The organism is Mycobacteroides chelonae (genome assembly GCF_016767715.1).
GTDB lineage: Bacteria > Actinomycetota > Actinomycetes > Mycobacteriales > Mycobacteriaceae > Mycobacterium > Mycobacterium gwanakae.
In genome coordinates, this window is record NZ_CP050145.1 from 2328318 (window position 1) to 2345472 (window position 17155).

Annotated in this window: 13 protein-coding genes; 7 read left to right on the plus strand and 6 right to left on the minus strand. The window is 61.4% G+C overall.

The features are described 5' to 3' along the window. Window positions 1-3: 3 nt before the first annotated feature. Entirely contained in the window at window positions 4-1206 is a 1203-nt protein-coding gene (locus HBA99_RS11430; protein ID WP_070917980.1) for an FAD-dependent oxidoreductase, read from the minus strand. Between the two features lie 123 nt (window positions 1207-1329). Here HBA99_RS11430 and HBA99_RS11435 point away from each other — a divergent pair, with 123 nt between their 5' ends. Then, on the plus strand, window positions 1330-1785 hold the full coding sequence (locus HBA99_RS11435) for a MarR family winged helix-turn-helix transcriptional regulator (protein WP_070924177.1): 456 nt from the start codon (window positions 1330-1332) through the stop codon (window positions 1783-1785). Here HBA99_RS11435 and HBA99_RS11440 read toward each other — a convergent pair. After that, window positions 1782-3263 (minus strand): flavin-containing monooxygenase, encoded by a 1482-nt coding sequence (locus tag HBA99_RS11440; protein ID WP_030098085.1) that lies wholly within the window; start codon window positions 3261-3263, stop codon window positions 1782-1784. The two genes, HBA99_RS11435 and HBA99_RS11440, sit on opposite strands and share 4 nt — an antisense overlap. A gap of 43 nt (window positions 3264-3306) precedes the next feature. Continuing rightward, window positions 3307-4470, minus strand: a complete 1164-nt coding sequence (locus tag HBA99_RS11445) for a PrsW family intramembrane metalloprotease (RefSeq protein ID WP_070924147.1) — start codon at window positions 4468-4470, stop codon at window positions 3307-3309. 208 nt (window positions 4471-4678) lie between these two features. On the opposite strand from HBA99_RS11445, the gene rpsA reads away from it, so the two are divergent. Next, window positions 4679-6124, plus strand: coding sequence for a 30S ribosomal protein S1 (gene rpsA / locus HBA99_RS11450; protein WP_030098083.1), 1446 nt, complete (start codon window positions 4679-4681; stop codon window positions 6122-6124). Between the two features lie 146 nt (window positions 6125-6270). Beyond that, the gene (gene coaE / locus HBA99_RS11455; RefSeq protein ID WP_070924148.1) at window positions 6271-7467 is read left to right on the plus strand and encodes a dephospho-CoA kinase; all 1197 of its coding nucleotides are present in this window, start codon (window positions 6271-6273) and stop codon (window positions 7465-7467) included. Window position 7468: 1 nt separating this feature from the next. On the opposite strand, the gene HBA99_RS11460 is transcribed toward coaE, so the two are convergent. Next, window positions 7469-8134, minus strand: a complete 666-nt coding sequence (locus tag HBA99_RS11460; protein WP_064410273.1) for a TetR/AcrR family transcriptional regulator — start codon at window positions 8132-8134, stop codon at window positions 7469-7471. Between the two features lie 358 nt (window positions 8135-8492). Between HBA99_RS11460 and HBA99_RS11465 the strand changes: the two genes are divergently transcribed. From HBA99_RS11465 to HBA99_RS11480, 4 genes are all read left to right on the plus strand, one after another. Next, window positions 8493-8888, plus strand: coding sequence for an MmpS family transport accessory protein (locus HBA99_RS11465; protein WP_232783323.1), 396 nt, complete (start codon window positions 8493-8495; stop codon window positions 8886-8888). Beyond that, on the plus strand, window positions 8885-11809 hold the full coding sequence (locus tag HBA99_RS11470; protein WP_044105720.1) for an MMPL/RND family transporter: 2925 nt from the start codon (window positions 8885-8887) through the stop codon (window positions 11807-11809). The genes HBA99_RS11465 and HBA99_RS11470 overlap by 4 nt, the downstream gene beginning before the upstream one ends. 840 nt (window positions 11810-12649) lie before the next feature. Beyond that, window positions 12650-13066, plus strand: coding sequence for an MmpS family transport accessory protein (locus HBA99_RS11475; protein WP_075874239.1), 417 nt, complete (start codon window positions 12650-12652; stop codon window positions 13064-13066). Then, window positions 13063-16050 (plus strand): MMPL/RND family transporter, encoded by a 2988-nt coding sequence (locus HBA99_RS11480; protein ID WP_057968372.1) that lies wholly within the window; start codon window positions 13063-13065, stop codon window positions 16048-16050. The genes HBA99_RS11475 and HBA99_RS11480 overlap by 4 nt, the downstream gene beginning before the upstream one ends. A 134-nt stretch (window positions 16051-16184) precedes the next feature. On the opposite strand, the gene HBA99_RS11485 is transcribed toward HBA99_RS11480, so the two are convergent. Together HBA99_RS11485 and HBA99_RS11490 are read right to left on the minus strand one after the other, a co-directional pair. Continuing rightward, complete coding sequence (locus HBA99_RS11485) at window positions 16185-16661, minus strand: DUF5078 domain-containing protein (RefSeq protein WP_030098076.1); 477 nt, start codon at window positions 16659-16661, stop codon at window positions 16185-16187. 62 nt (window positions 16662-16723) lie between these two features. After that, a complete protein-coding gene (locus tag HBA99_RS11490) occupies window positions 16724-17134 on the minus strand; it encodes a hypothetical protein (RefSeq protein ID WP_030098075.1) in 411 nt (136 codons plus the stop codon). Window positions 17135-17155 lie beyond the last annotated feature (21 nt).

Sequence of the window (17155 nt, forward strand, 5' to 3'; positions counted from 1 at the left end):
CCCCTAGTGCACGTCTGGGGTGTGCACGCGTTCCGGACGCAAACCCCTGCCGACCGCGATCGGAGGTATGAACTTGAGCGGGCCCCGTCCGACGAAGAACGGCAGTTTGATCGGTGACAGGTCGCCGGTGAGAACCGGTTCGATCACGTTGTCCTGGACGAACACCTGGAACGCTTGCACCACTTTGGTCGGGAGCTCACGTCGCCGCTGCACCGTGGCGAGGTCCCCATCGGTGACGCGCCCCCGGCGTAGCGGCCCCACAAGGATGTTCGCGGCAGCCACGGCGTCGGCGACCGCCAGGTTGATGCCGACACCGCCGGCAGGCGACATGGCATGCGCGGCATCGCCTATGCACAGCAGACCCGGACGCCACCAGGTCTTGAGTCGATCAACCCGGACATCCAGATGGCTGGTGTCCTCCCAGGAGTGAAGATCGTTCACGTGCTCACGCAGCTGCGGGCGTGCGGTGATCAAGCGCTCCTTGAATGCGTCGATAGAGCCGTTCTGCGGTCCCGCCCCCTTGGGCATGAGATGGGCGACCTGCCAGTAGTCACCGCGATGGATCATGGCCAACAACAGGCCTCGACGTAGTACCGCGAAGGTCTCATCGGGATCGCCCGGTCGCCGGTTCAGCCGGAACCACAGCACATCCATCGGCGAACTCTCGTTGGCGATGTCAAGTCCCGACGCGGCGCGTACCGCTGAGGTGCGTCCGTCCGCGGCAATGACCAGTTCTGCGTGCACCTCCAGGTCCGGTGTACGTACCCCGGCCACGCGGCCATCATCGATGATCAAGCCGGTGACTTCCGCGTTACGGATAAGGGTGAATTCCGGGTACTGCTCGGCTTTTTCGGCCAGGAAGTCCAGGAAGTCCCACTGGGGCATGAATGCGATGTAGGGCTGTTTGTATCCCAACCACTTAAGCGCGCGGAAGTCACCGAAGGTGCGCAGTCTGCCGTCGCCATCGAAGGCGATGTGATCGACCTTCTGGTGTGGCAGCCGCAGAAAATCATCGATGAACCCGAGATCATCGATGATGCGCATGGTGGTGGGGTGCACGGTATCCCCGCGGAAATCACGCAGAAAGTCGGCGTGCTTTTCCAGGACGACGACGTTGATCCCCGCCCTCGCCAGCAGGAGTGCATGCACCAGCCCGGCGGGGCCGCCGCCGGCAACACACACCTGCGTCTGCAGAACTTGCGTCATACCCGGGACGCTACGCCCGAACCGATTGCGGCGGGGGTCACTCGCGCAATGCGGTATCTGATATGCGCATGCTTATGATTTTGCAAAGTATACGATCTTGTGACGTCGTCTATCCTGATGTTCGTGGCGCAACAGAATCCAGATGCCCGGCCTGACCTTGCGGCGCTGATGGTTCCGCTCGGGCGATCATTGATACGGGCGGAGCTGCCGCTGCTGGAAGCCCACGGTCTGTCGATGTGGGCGTACGCCGTGCTGACCGCGCTCAAGGACAACGAAGCGAGTAGTCAGGCCAGTCTGGCCAGTTCCATAGGGGCGGACCGCACCCGGATCATCGCCGTGCTTGACGATCTGCAGGATCGGAAGCTGATCAACCGGCAGCCCGATCCCACTGATCGGCGCAGTAATCTGCTGTCATTGACGGCAGGTGGCCGTAAAACCGTTACCGCAGTGCAGAAAGCGATTCGGGAGAACGAGAGGCGAATCCTGGCCGGTGTCTCCCCGGCAGATCGCGTTGTGTTTTTTCGAGTGCTCTCGCACCTGGCGGGGCTTGATGATTCGGAGATCGGCCCCAGTCGCTAGGCGGCCGAGGACACGGCCTTTGACTTCGCGGTACCGAAGCGCATGTTCTCGTCCATTCGATCACGATGGAACGCAAGAAGATCCAACACATAGTTGTGCCGGATGGCCCAGGGGCCCTTCACTCCGGAACGTGGCATGTGGTCACCGCCGCGGCTTACATAGCCCGATGACAGGTTGAAGAACGGTCGGGCTTCGAGCTCCTCGCCGTGCCGGTCCGGATAGGCGTGGGTGTAACCGCGGCGGTCCATGTAGTCGAGAAGTCGTACCACCGCCCGCGCACTCAAATCGGCGCGCAGCGTCCATGACGCATTGGTGTAACCGACGCTCCATGCGGCATTCGGTACCCCTTCGATCAGGTATCCCTTGTAGATGAAGCGATTTGGAGAATCGATGGGGGAGCCGTCCACGCTCAATGCGATGCCCCCGAAAATCTGAAGGTTGAGGCCGGTTGCCGTGATGATGACGTCGGCACGCAATTCCTCACCTGATCCCAGCCGGATGCCCGACGGCGTGAAGGACTCGATGGTGTCAGTGACCATGCGAACACCACCAGCGCTGATGGCCTCGAAGAGATCTCCATCGGTGTCGGCGCATACGCGCTGATCCCACGGGTTGTACCGCGGCTTGAAGTGAACGTCGACCGGATAGTCGGCGGGTAGCCGCTTGGAGATCCGGCGCCTGATGAACCATTTGGCGAATCCCGGAGCCCTACGGCAGACGTGGTACATGATCCAGCTGAACCCGCCCAGCCAGATCCGGGCGAAATGCTGAACAAGATTGGGCGGAAGTACTTTCCGAACCAGGCCGACGACGCGATCTGCCCGGTCGATGGGGTAGACGTAGCTCGGGGAGCGTTGCAACATACTCACCTTTGCTCCGGCACGTGCCAATGACGGCACCAGCGTGACCGCCGTGGCGCCGCTGCCGATAACCGTTACCTCCTTGCCCGAGCAATCCAGGTCTTCAGGCCAGTGCTGGGGGTGGATCAGCTTTCCTGCGAAATCGGCGATACCCGGGAACTGGGGGGTGTAGCCGTCGTCGTAGTTGTAGTAACCGGTGCACAGGTAGAGGAATCGGGACCGGTAGGTCGTCGGTCCTTCCGGCGTGTCCACCCGCACCGCCCAGGTGTCGGTATCGGTACGGAAGTCGGCCCCAGTAACCTTGGCGGAGAACGTGATCTGGCCGTCGATGCCGTAATCGCGGGCGGCGTTCTCCAGGTAGTCACGGATATCGGCGCCGTCGGCGATGGTATTGCGTTCGTGCCAGGGGTGGTACCCGAAGCTCAGTGTGTAGATATCGCTGTCGGATCGGATTCCGGGGTACCGGAACAGGTCCCAGGTCCCGCCGATGCGTTCCCGGCGCTCGACGATATGAAAGCTGCGGCCCGCTGCGCTCAATCGGACAGCGGCATTGATGCCGGATATTCCGGCTCCCACGATGAGAACGTCAAGCAGGTCGTGCTCCGAGATCTCGGCCATGATGCTCCTGATCGCCTTTGACTAGACAACACCCATCCTCACGCTACCCCGTGGCAGGTGCGCGATACCCCGAGAGTGCTTGCAAGACCGGAGCGGCGGCCCGGGCGGCCATGACCGCGTATGCCTCTTCGGTCTGCAGGGCGATATCGCGCGGGTCGCGAGAGCCTCGTTCTATGCGGTCGCGTACGAACGCCAGCTCGACGACCTGTGCCGCGAAGTTCTTCACCGCGGCGCCACTGGGGGCACCGCCGATTCGTCTGGCTTCGGCGATGGCGTGCTTGCGATCCTTGATCGAACCCAGCCAGGTGGCCTCGTTGGGGGTGACCAGCCCGGCGGCCACCATCCCCGGCAGTTTCTCGGCGACGACATGCTGTTCCTTGCGCCTGCTGCGCACTCCCACCACGATCATCAGCACAAAAATGGGGACCATCCACAGCACGTACACCGCGAGGTAGCCCTGGAATCCGAGAAATGACGAGCCATTCCACAGGCCGTGCATGAGGACCGCCGCGAGGTACCCCGCACCTATGCACAGGAATTTGGCGAGGGCACTGCGTTGCCGCAGCGAGTAGTAGATGCCGATACCCGTCATGGTGGTGAACAAGGAGTGGGCGAAGGGGCCCAGTCCCAGCCGCAGGATCGCGGTAATTACCGACTCGCCAACAGTGTTGCCACTACCGATGTAGGCGATGTCTTCGAGCCATGCGAATCCGGCGGCGGTGATGCCCGCGTAGACGAGGCAATCGGTGAGCGAGTTGAGTTCGTGGCGGCGCCGGCCGGTCAACATCAGAAGCAGAAAGGCGCCCTTGGCAGCTTCTTCGATGAAGGGCGCACGGATCGCTATCGCCGCGAAGGTCGTGCCGCCCTCGGGATCGAAAACGGACCCAAAGGCCAGTTCGAGGATGATCGAGACGACGACGGATAGGGACGCGCCCCAGGTGAAGGCCAGTACAAGGAGCCTCGAGGGTTCCGGTTCCCATCGGTCCAGCCAGAGGTAGCAGAGGACGACGACCCCGATCGCGATGCTCGACAGGACCAATCCGATCATCGCGCCGACCGGGTTGGAGAGAAGCAGGCCGGCCAGAATCAATCCCGTCACCAGCGCCAGGGCGATGATGACCCCGATCGGCGCGCCGACTTTTTTGATCCGCTGGGGAAATCCCGGGATGGGTGGCATAGGTGCGGGAGCGGGCGCGTAGGACACCACCGAAGAGTAGCTGCGCGCTTACTCGCGGGTGCGGTATCCGCCCGGGGGCTCCGGTCGCCAAGGAGACCGGGTTTGTCCTGGTGGAGGGCAGTCGAGTAAGGTGAAGTCCATCTCTGCCGCACGTGCGGAGGTCGAAGCACGCCCGCAGCTGAAGCTAGCTGTGGCAGAACTGTCCCTACTACACAACCTGTCCGGAGCAACCCAACACATGCCAAGTCCCACCGTGACCTCGCCGCAAGTAGCCGTCAACGACATCGGCTCGGCCGAGGATTTTCTCGCCGCTATCGACAAGACGATCAAGTACTTCAACGATGGCGACATCGTCGAGGGGACCATCGTCAAGGTTGACCGCGACGAAGTTCTTCTTGACATCGGTTACAAGACCGAAGGTGTCATCCCGTCCCGCGAACTGTCGATTAAGCACGATGTCGACCCCAACGAGGTCGTTTCCGTGGGCGACGAGGTCGAGGCCCTGGTCCTCACCAAGGAGGACAAGGAAGGCCGTCTGATCCTGTCCAAGAAGCGCGCTCAGTACGAGCGGGCCTGGGGCACGATCGAAGAGCTTAAGGAGAAGGACGAGGCCGTCAAGGGCACCGTCATCGAGGTCGTCAAGGGCGGCCTGATCCTCGACATCGGCCTGCGCGGCTTCCTGCCCGCGTCGCTGGTCGAGATGCGTCGTGTCCGCGATCTGCAGCCGTACATCGGCAAGGAGATCGAGGCCAAGATCATCGAGCTCGACCGCAACCGCAACAACGTGGTGCTGAGCCGTCGTGCCTGGCTGGAGCAGACCCAGTCCGAGGTGCGCAGCGAGTTCCTCAACCAGCTCACCAAGGGTGCCATCCGCAAGGGTGTCGTGTCCTCGATCGTCAACTTCGGCGCGTTCGTCGATCTCGGAGGGGTTGACGGCCTGGTTCACGTGTCCGAGCTGTCCTGGAAGCACATCGACCACCCGTCCGAGGTGGTTCAGGTGGGCGACGAGGTCACCGTCGAGGTGCTCGACGTCGATATGGACCGCGAGCGGGTTTCGTTGTCACTCAAGGCAACCCAGGAAGACCCGTGGCGTCACTTCGCTCGTACCCACGCCATCGGCCAGATCGTGCCCGGCAAGGTCACCAAGCTGGTGCCGTTCGGTGCGTTCGTCCGCGTGGAAGAGGGCATCGAGGGGCTAGTGCACATCTCCGAGCTGTCCGAGCGCCACGTCGAGGTGCCGGATCAGGTTGTGGGTGTCGGTGACGACGCGATGGTCAAGGTCATCGACATCGACCTGGAGCGTCGCCGCATCTCGCTGAGCCTCAAGCAGGCCAACGAGGACTACACCGAGGAGTTCGACCCCTCGAAGTACGGCATGGCGGACAGCTACGACGAGGCCGGCAACTACATCTTCCCGGAGGGTTTCGACTCCGAGACGAACGAGTGGCTCGAAGGCTTCGACAAGCAGCGTGAAGAGTGGGAGGCCCGGTACGCCGAGGCCGAGCGTCGTCACAAGATGCACACCATTCAGATGGAGAAGTCCGCCGCTGCCGCCGAGGCGGAGGCTGCGGCCGCGTCCTCGAACGGCTCCTCGCGGTCCGATGATTCGGCTTCGCAGGGTGGCTCGCTCGCCAACGACGAGCAGCTCGCCGCACTGCGCGAGAAGCTGGCTGGTAACGCCTAAGCACGTGTTCTGAAGGAGGGCCCCGGTCATCACGACCGGGGCCCTCCTTTTGTTGACGGTGAGCTCAGGGCGGCGATATCTGGGCAATCCGAGAGGGCAACGCCCCCAACGCATAGTGAACGCGCCGGGAGTGACAGACTGCGGGCATGTTGAGGATCGGCCTGACCGGAGGAATTGGCGCGGGGAAGTCCACGGTGTCCCGGACGCTCGCGGAATGCGGTGCGTTCATCGTGGACAGCGATGTCATCGCGCGCGAAGTGGTCGAACCGGGAACTCCGGGTCTGACAGCGCTCGTGGAGGCCTTCGGTGAATCGATCCTGCGGCCCGATGGGGCGTTGGATCGACCCGCATTGGCCGCAATCGCGTTCCAGGACGACACGCACCGTGCCACGCTCAACGGGATCGTGCACCCGTTGGTCGGATCCCGCCGAGCCGAACTGATGGCCGCCGCCGGTGAGGATGCCATTGTGGTGGAAGACATTCCGTTGCTCACCGAGAACTCATTGGCACCCTTCTATCACCTGGTGCTGGTGGTGCATGCCGAGATCGAGACGCGCGTGACGCGGCTCATCACACATCGCGGCATGGATGAACAGGACGCCCGTTCCCGGGTGGCCGCGCAGGCCAGCGACGAGCAACGGCGCGCCATCGCCGATGTGTGGCTTGATAATTCAGGCGATACCGATGCGCTTGCTCAAACAGTCCGTGATCTGTGGGCCGTCCGGTTGCTGCCCTATGAGATCAATCTGCGGACTCGTCAGCACGTGCGCGCCGACCCGGTGCTGGCTCCCGCCGATCCCACCTGGCCCGCGCAGGCGCAACGCATCATCAATCGTCTCGCCGTGGCGTGCGGGTCCAAGGCTCTGCGGATCGACCACATCGGTTCCACCGCGGTACCGGGACTCGAGGCCAAGGACGTCATCGACATCCAGGTGACGGTTGAATCTCTGGAAGTAGCAGACGCTTTGGCGGGATCTCTGGCCGATATCGGGCTGCCGAGGCTGGACCGGATCACGGGCGATAACCCGCACGCGGGCGATGGCGCGCGCTGGGGTAAGCGTTTCCACGCGTCCGCGGATCCGGGCCGACTCGCGCATGTGCACCTGCGGGTCGACGGCTGGCCGGGTCAGCGTTACGCATTGATCTTCCGGGACTGGTTGCGCGCGGACCCGCAGGTACGCGGGGAGTATCTGGAAGTCAAGCGTCTTGCCGAGCGGACGGCGCAGGAGAGCCCGCAGGACACGGCCGCCTACGTGGAGGCCAAGGAACCCTGGTTCGCGCAGGCGTATCCCCGGGCACTGGCATGGGCCGACGAGACCGGCTGGACGCCAGCGACAAGCTGAGTCAGCGCGCTTGCGCGACTATGCCGACGCAGGTCGCCGTCAACAGCCTCGTCAGCGCCGGCTCGAAGTCAAGATTCCAGTCCGGCGGAACGCCTGGCTCGTTCTTGTAGTCGTGGTCGAGGCCCTCCGGTGGATGGGCGACCTGCCACAGCATCGCGGCCAGTGAGAAGGCCGCCACCAGGATGTCCAATGAACTCTTGCGACCGACCTGGGGGAGCGCTCGCTCGATTGATTCGGCGATCGCCATCACCGCCACATTGCTGATCTGCTTGACTTCCGCGACGCGCTCCACATCGACCTCGTGTTCGAGATGCAGGTGCTGGTTCGCGAGTAGGTCGCAGAACAGGGGATCCGCCGCGAGCCCGTGCACGAGGGCCTCGGCCACGCGGGCAGGGGAGCCGGTGCCGGGCTCGGCCAGCGCCGAACACACCGTGTCCGACCAGCGAGTCCAGCCTTCGGCAGCCAGGTGCAGCAGCACTTCCTTGTGGGAGCTGAAATAGCGCCGAACCGCGGAATAGTGCACTCCGGCGCGGTTGGCGACGGCGGTCAGCGTTACCGAGGTGACACCGGATTCCACGGCCAGGGATCGTGCGGCTTCCACGATCGCTGCGGCCCGCTGACGCTTCTTTTCGTCCGTGCGGGCGCGTTGGAATGTCAGTTGCGCCACGTGCCGAGGATAACGCACGGCGTGTGATTTGCGACGTAGCGGACCACCCGGTAGCGTGCGTTACGCACGTGATATGCGTTAAAGATCCTGATGAACGCGCTGGAAGGGAGCCAACTGTTCCGCACTTAGGCATGGTTTACTTCGAGAAACGTCCGGGCGGATGCGCCCGGGTACCGCAGGCTCGAAGCGACCATCACGTGGCGATAGCTGCGCCGCCTTCCGATGGGGCGGTCGGGTGCGGATATCCGATCAGTAGTTGAGCCAGGTTCGGGCGAGTGGCGTCGGCTTGCATAACGCCAACGGGTGAAGGGGTTTTACGATTCTCAGCGCATTGAAGCGGGCGTGGATCCCGCTGGTGATGGTGTTGGTCCTGGCCATCGCGGGTTTTGCGGTGTGGCGCATTCGCGGCATTTTCGGTTCTTATCAGTTGCCCACTTACGCGGGCAGCATGACCGACGACAAAAACAACTCCAAGCCCAAGCACGTGGTCTACGAGATCTTCGGCCCGCCCGGAACCGTCGCCGACATCAACTACATCGACAAAGAGGGCGAGCCGCATCAGATCAATGGCGCGGTCTTGCCGTGGTCGATCGAGATCATCACGACGGCACCGTCGATGACGGGAAACATCCTGGCGCAGACGCGTAATGCCGACGGGTTGGGCTGCCGTATCACGGCCAATGACGAGAAAAAAGATGAAAGGTATACCAACGAGGTGAGCGCCTACGTCTACTGCTTTGTGAAGTCTGCATGAGCGGGGCACACGGCGGCGGGGAGCCTACCTTCCTGGCCAAATGGATTCGGCGCCTGTCGATTCCCATCCTTATCTTCTGGGTGCTGTTGGTCGTCGTCTTCGGGACGCAGAAATCGCTCGACACGGTCGGTAAAGAACAGACCGTCTCACTGAGCCCACAAAGTGCGCCGTCCATGCAGGCGATGAAGCACATGGGCCAGATGTTCAAGGAGTCTGACTCCGACAGCGTGGCGATGATTGTGCTCGAGGGGCAAGAACGCCTGGGCCCCGGAGCGCACAAGTTCTACGACGAAATGGTGGCGCAGCTGCGCGCTGACGCCAAACACGTCCAGCACGTGCAGGACTTCTGGGGTGATCCACTCACCGAGGCGGGAGCCCAGAGCACCGACGGCAAGGCCACCTACGTACAGGTGAACCTCGCCGGAAACATGGGCGAGACGCTGTCCAACGAGTCCACCGAAGCGGTCCGCGAAATCGTCAAAAAGGTCGAGGCGAACTGGACCAAGGACGGCGCCAAGCTGCCCGACGGGCTCACGGTGTACGTCACCGGCCCCGGCGCGCTGCAGACCGATATGAACCACGCGGGTGATGGCAGCCTCAAGCTCATCACCGCGCTCACGTTCCTGGTCATCGTGGTGATGCTGCTGTTCTTCTATCGATCGATCTTCACCGTGATCATGGTGTTCCTGTTCGTGGGCGTTCAGTTGAGCGTGGCCCGAGGTGTGATCGCGTTCCTGGGTGACCATCAGATCATCGGGTTGTCGACATTCGCGGTGAACCTGCTGGTGATGCTCTCCATCGCGGCCGGTACCGACTACGCCATCTTCTTGATCGGCCGTTACCAGGAAGCCCGGGCCATGGGGTCCGACAAGGAGGCTGCCTACTACGAGATGTTCCATGGCACGGCGCACGTCATTCTGGGCTCAGGCCTCACGATCGCCGGCGCCATGTACTGCTTGAGCTTCACGCGCATGCCCTACTTCCAAAGCCTCGGTGTGCCGTGCTCGGTGGGTCTGCTCACGGGTGTCTTGGTCTCGCTGACAATGGGGCCGGCGCTGATCACCATCGGAAGCCGCTTCGGACTGTTCGAGCCCAAGCGCGCCATGCGTATTCGTACCTGGCGCAAGATCGGAACCACGATCGTGCGCTGGCCCGGGCCGGTGCTCGCGGCCGCGTTGGCGATTGCCATCATCGGCCTGGCGGCGCTGCCCGGATACCGGACCAGCTACGACGACAAGAAGTACATCCCCAAGGACATCCCCGCCAACGCTGGATTCGAAGCGGCAGGGCGGCATTTCTCGCAGGCTCGGATGAGCCCGGAAATGCTCCTGATCGAGTCCGATCACGACATGCGTAACTCGGCGGACTTCCTGGTCATCGACAAGGTGGCCAAGGCTGTCTTCCGCGTTCCGGGAATCGCTCGTGTGCAAGCGATTACGCGCCCACAGGGCACGCCGATCGAACACACCTCCATCCCGTTCCTCATCAGCATGCAGAGCGTGGGTCAGCTACAGAACATGAAGCTGATGAAGGACCGCATGGCCGATATGAAGGTCCAGGCCGACAAGATGGGCGAGAACGTCGTCATCATGAAGCGGACGCTCGCCAATATGACAACGATGGCGGGCATCACCCACTCGCTCGTCGGCGACATGCACACCTTGCAGGGCACCATCCACGAGATGCGGGACAGCATCTCGAATTTCGATGACTGGTTCCGCCCGATCCGCAACTACCTGTATTGGGAGAAGCACTGCTTCGACATACCCATGTGCTGGGCCATGCGCTCGATTTTCGACACCCTCGACAAGATCGATGAAATGACCGAGACCATGGACGGCATGGTGGTCAACATGGAGCGCATGGATCAGCTGATGCCCAAGATGGTGTCGGACATGTCGGCAATGGTCCCCATCATGGAAGACATGCAGAAGATGATGCTGACGCAGCACAGCACCATGTCTGGCTTCTATAACCAAATGGACGAGATGAGTCAGAACTCGACCGCCATGGGTAAGGCGTTCGACGCCGCCAAGAATGACGACTCCTTCTATCTGCCGCCGGAAATCTTCGACAACGCCGACTTCAAACGCGGTCTGAAGTCGTTCCTGTCGCCGGACGGCAAGGCGGTCCGGATGATCATCTCGCACCGAGGAGATCCCGCTACGCCCGAAGGCCTCGCGCATGTGGAGCCGATCAAGCAGGCCGCGATCGAGGCCGTCAAGGGCACACCCCTCGAGGACGCCAAGATCGAGCTGGGCGGCACCGCGGCCGTGTTCAAGGACATGTCCGATGGCGCGCGCTACGACCTGATGATCGCCGGCATCTCCGCGCTGTGCCTGATCTTCCTGATCATGTTGCTCATCACGCGAAGCTTCGTGGCAGCGCTGGTCATCGTGGGTACGGTCGCGCTGTCTCTCGGTGCTTCGTTCGGTTTGTCGGTCATCATCTGGCAGTACATCTTCGGCATCGAATTGCATTGGCTTGTCATGCAAATGGCCATCATCGTGCTCCTCGCGGTGGGTTCGGACTATAACCTGCTCTTGGTCTCCCGACTCAAGGAGGAGCTACACGGCGGCCTGAAGACCGGCATCATCCGCTCAATGGGTGGCACCGGCAGCGTGGTGACATCCGCCGGTCTGGTCTTCGCCTTCACCATGGCCGTCATGGTGGTCAGCGATCTGCGGATCATCGGGCAGGTCGGAACGACCATTGCACTGGGCCTGTTGTTCGACACGCTCATCGTGCGCTCCTTCATGACCCCGGCCATCGCGACGATCCTCGGCCGCTGGTTCTGGTGGCCGCTGAATGTGCGCACCCGGCCACTGCCACCGCCGAAGACACCTCCTCAACCGGCGTCTGTCGGTACCGGGCACGGCGATGACCCGGTGACGACCGAGTTCCCGAGGCCATCTGTCTGAGTCTTCGGCCGTTCGCTGGCAGTTCGGCCGACACCCGTCTACCGGCGCGCGCGTGTAGACAGGTGTTACCAGAGCTGGTGCCGCCGCTTGGGCAATTCGCTTTTGCGAATGGCCGGATCTTTCTCGTGAGTCATCGCATTCGTCGTATCTCGAGCGTTGAATGACGCGCCAGATCGTTTGCTGAAATCACGCTGACCGACGGCTTGGAGCGCGTGGCTGCGCGTTGCTAATGGACAAATGTCTCTCAATGTGGCGAAGGACACGCCCGTTCGATCGGCTTGGATTTGATCACTTTCACCCGCCGCGACGCCAGCGGGGGCGAGGCGTGTCGGCGGTGCCTACGATTGACTTGGGCGGCGAGCCGGAAGATAGCAGTGGCAAACACCGCCCAGGTCCATTAGCTGGTGTGATCCCGAAGTCAGTCACTAACTTCGATGTGCGAGCAGGCTCTTTCGTAACATCAACGAAAAGAAGCCGGGAATAGAACAGTGTCATCGGTTGTTGACATCCGCTTGTAGCTAACTAGGCTATTGCGAGCGTCTCGGGGCGTAAATGTGTGAGTTGTGACCGACGGCACATGTACAGTTCCCTGACAAACGTATGTAGTATCCCTTACGAATTACTGAGAAAACGGGCATGAGCGGAGCCAGGTGGGATGAACGGACGATGTGACCGGACAGCCCGTGTGCTCGCTGACTCCGCACAAACAACACGGTGTCGTACTGGCTGGTAACTATTTGCGCGCGAATGGCGGATACGCATAGCCGGACGCGATAGGCAGAGTCGAGTTGTTGGCCCCCGGGCCACACGGGTGAAGGGGATCGGACGATTTTCAAGTTATTGGCGCGGGTATGGATCCCGCTCGTCGTGATAGTGGCGCTCGCGGCCGCTAGCTTCGGCGTCTACCGGCTTCACGGAGTGTTCGGCTCGACCAGCATCAATTCGGCGGCCGGTATCAAGGACGACTCCAAGAACATCATCCCGAAAGACATCGTCTACGAAATCTTCGGTCCCGCAGGGACAAAGGGCGAGGTCAACTATCTCGATGACAGGGCGCAGCCGCAGCGCGCCCAGTTCACCACCCTGCCGTGGACGCTCACCATCACGACGACCATGACATCCGTCTTCGCCAATGTCGTCGCGATGGGCGATAGCGACGAAATCGGCTGCCGCATCCTGTCCAACGGCGAGGTCAAGGACGAGCAGACCGTGTCCAACCACAACGCCCAAGTCTTCTGCATGGTGAAATCCGCATGAGCACACATAGCGCTCCTACTCACGGCGCAACCCAAAAGCCTTCGCGCATAGCGCGGTTCATCCACACCTTCTCGGTGCCGATCATTCTGGCCTGGCTGGTCTTGACGGTCATCGTCAACGTGGTCGTGCCGCAGCTCGAAGAGGTCGGCAAAGAGCACTCGGTGTCGTTGGCGTCCAAGGACGCTCCGTCATATCAGGCCATCAAGCGCCAAGGTGAGCTGTTCCAGCAGTTCAAAGACGACAGCATGGTCATGGTCCTGTTGGAGAACGACACCAAGTTCTCGACGGACATGAATGACAAGGCGCACACCTTCTACCGCGAGATGGTGAAGCGGCTACGGGCCGACACCAACCACGTGGAATACGCCCAGGACTTCTGGGGTGACCGCATCACCGCCGGTGGTGCGCAGAGTGTCGACGAGAAAGCCGCCTACGTTCAGCTGAATCTCCGAGGAGATCAGGGCACGACCGAAGGCAAGGAATCCGTAACGGCCGTACAGGATCTCGTCGCGAAGCTCATAGACGAGAGCAAGAAGAACGGCACATATCCAGACGGCCTCAAGGTCTTCGTCACCGGTCAGGCCGCACTGACGATGGATATGAACGACGCCGGCGACAAGAGCATGCTCAAGATGACGGGCATCACCTTCATCGTCATCACCATCATGCTGTTGTTCATCTACCGATCCATTACGACGGTGCTGCTCATCCTGTTCATGGTGTTCGTCGAACTGGGCGCCGCCCGCGGCGTCGTCGCGATTCTCGGCAACGCCGAGATCATCGGACTATCGACATTCGCGGTCAACCTGCTGACCTCATTGGCCATCGCGGCCGGTACCGACTACGCGATCTTCCTGATCGGGCGATATCAAGAACTGAGAGCGGAGGGTAAGGAGAGACTCGAGTCCTTCTATCTGACGTATCACAGTGTCTCGCACGTGATTCTGGGTTCCGGTCTGACGATCGCCGGTGCCACCTTCTGCCTGAAATTCACACGACTGCCGTACTTCGAGTCGCTCGGTGTGCCATGTGCGATCGGCATGCTCGTCGTGGTGGCCGCATCGCTGACCATCGGGCCGGCGGTACTGCTGATCGCGACGAAGTTCGGGCTGTTGGAGTCCAAGCGCACCATCAAGAATCGGACCTGGCGCAAGATCGGTACCGCCATCGTGCGCTGGCCCGGGCCGATCCTGGCAGTCACGATGATCATCGCGCTGCTGGGACTGGGGATCCTGCCCTCGTACACGGTCAACTACAACGACCGCTACTACATCCCGGGAAGTCTGCCGTCGATCCAGGGCTTCCAGGCATCCGACCGGCACTTCTCGAAGGCGAGAATGAACCCGGACATCTTGATCGTCGAAGCGGACAAGGATCTGCGGACCCCGGCCAACATGTTGGTGCTGGACCGAATCGCCAAGAACGTCTTCCGGGTGGAGGGCATCAACAAGGTGCAGAGCATGACGCGCCCGATGGGTGCCCCCATCGACCACAGTTCGGTGCCCTTCCAGGTGAGTATGCAATCGGTATCGATGACCGAGAACATGAACTATCTGAAGAACAGCATGTCGGACATGTTGAAGATGGCCGACGATATGGGTTCCATGATCGCGATCATGGAACGCATGTACAGCATCATGAAAGAGCTGGTCGGCGTCACGCACAATATGGCGACGGTGACCACCCCCGATATGATCAGTGTCACCAATCAGATGCGGGACAATATCGCCAATTTCGACGATCAATTCCGGCCGCTGCGTAACTATTTCTATTGGGATAAGCACTGCTTCGATATTCCGATGTGCTGGTCCATGCGCTCGCTATTCGACACCATTGATGGGATCGACAAACTAGCCGAGAGCATGCAGGGGTTGCTCAAAGACATAACCAATATGGACCGGCTCATGCCGCAGATGGTTGAGCAGCTTCCGCCCATGATCGCCATTACGAAAAACATGCGGAACACCATGCTGACCATGTACAGCACCATGAACGGCATGATCGGCCAGATGGATCGCATGACCGACACCGCAACGGTGATGGGTCAAGCGTTCGATGAGGCCAAGAACGACGACTTCTTCTACTTGCCGCCGGAAGCCTTCGACAACGAGGACTTCAAGAAGGGTGTCAAGCTGATGATGTCGCCGGACGGCAAGGCCGCGCAGTTCATCATCACCCATGAGGGTGACTACGCCAGCAATGAGTCACTGGCCAACACCGAGGTCGAGCTCAAGGCCGCGAAGAACGCGATCAAGGGCACTCCGCTGGACGAAGCCAAGCTCTATCTGGGTGGTACCGCACCGACGTACCACGACATCGGCGAGATGGTGAAGTACGACCTGATGATCGCGGTCATCGCATCGCTGTGCCTGATCTTCGTGATCATGCTGGTGATCACGCGAAGCATCGTGGCGGCATTCACGATCGTCGGAACCATCGCGATATCGCTGGGTGCGTCCTTCGGTCTGTCAGTGTTGTTGTGGGAGCACATCCTTGGTCTGCAGCTGCACTGGTTCGTGCTCCCGTTCACCGTCATCATCTTGTTGGCGGTCGGATCGGACTACAACCTGCTCTTGGTGTCCAGATTCAAGGAAGAGCTACACGGTGGTCTGAACACCGCGATTCTCCGAGGCGTCGGCGGATCTGGAAGTGTGGCAACCCAGGCCGGTCTGGTGTTCGCGTTCACCATGGGGTCGATGATCACCAGCGACCTGATCGCGATCGGCCAGTCCGGGTCGGCGATCTGCCTTGGTCTGCTCTTCGACACCTTCATCATCCGGGCGTTCATGACGCCGGCAATCGCCGCGCTCATGGGTCGATGGTTCTGGTGGCCCATGAAGGTGAGCAAGTACGCCACCGATCCGCCACCGCCTCCGGTGCCGGTCGAGCAGCAGGCGCCACCGCCGCCGGCTCCTGTTCCGGTCGGTTCGGGTCCCGTGCACGACGAGCCAGTCACCACGGAATTCCCGCGACCTGCGATCTAACGGTTGAAGAGTTCGGCCCCCATGCTCACGGCATGGGGGCCGAACTCTTTCCAGGTGTCTGCACAGTCCGGCTGTACAGACAGAAAAACGCCCCGCCGGTGTAGATCACCGCGGGGCGTTTTCCGTGCGCTTGTTTAGGGGCCGTCCCACACCGACATATCGGATGGGTACTTGCTGCAGTTCTCGGTGCCCTTCGCGACGACACCCTTGTTATTGAAGAAGATCTTGCCCCAGTTGGGCCATTGCGATGTCAACGCCTCGGGCGGGTAGTTCACCGCGAAAACCTCGGACTCGGCACGACGGCCCGCGTAGTCCTTGGCGAAGAACTCATGAATCCGATCGATCGTCGCCTGCTGCACATAGTCGGGCTTGTTGTTCTTATCGATCATGTACCGCGTGTAGTAAATCGGGTCGTAATCGCGAACCGCAGCCAGATATTGTTCGGCTGTACACGTGGTTTTCAGCATCCGGCGGGGAACTGGGTAGTCATCGGTGGAGTCTGCGGAGGCAATCGCGGGCACTGTGCTCGCGGCAATTCCCGCGGTGACTATCGCAATTCCGGCAGCGCGGAAAGAACCGCGAATATTGCTACGAATAGAGTTCAGGCGCATGGCGTCATTGTAGCGGTTTTTGTGCAGGTCCGGGGTACGAAAGTGACTAATTTGACTGGTGGTTACGGGTTGAAGTGTCCGCAGGTGACCGTGTCGTTAACGGGCCCGTTGAAGATCCCGAGCGCGGGCGGCACCGTGAGGTCCTGGGAGTCGACCACGACATCGTCGACCTGCACTTCGCAGTGCAGTCCGACCCCATAGGGCGGCAGCACCCGTACGGCCATGCCCGCCTGTTGGGGATCATCCATGACGAGATTCACTTCCCAGCTCTCGCCGGGGCCCAGACGCGGTTGCTCGGTACGACGTTCCACCGGATCGGTCTTGAACGTCACGGAGATGCCACGGCCTATCCCATCGACGCGAGCGATGTAACTGATGTTGTGCAACTCGGCGGCGGAGGCTGGCGCTGCCGGCAGGGCGAAGGTGATCGCCGCTGCCCCGGCAACGCACAGCCCACGGAGGAGGGGGCGCATACCGGGCATCTTACCGGCGTC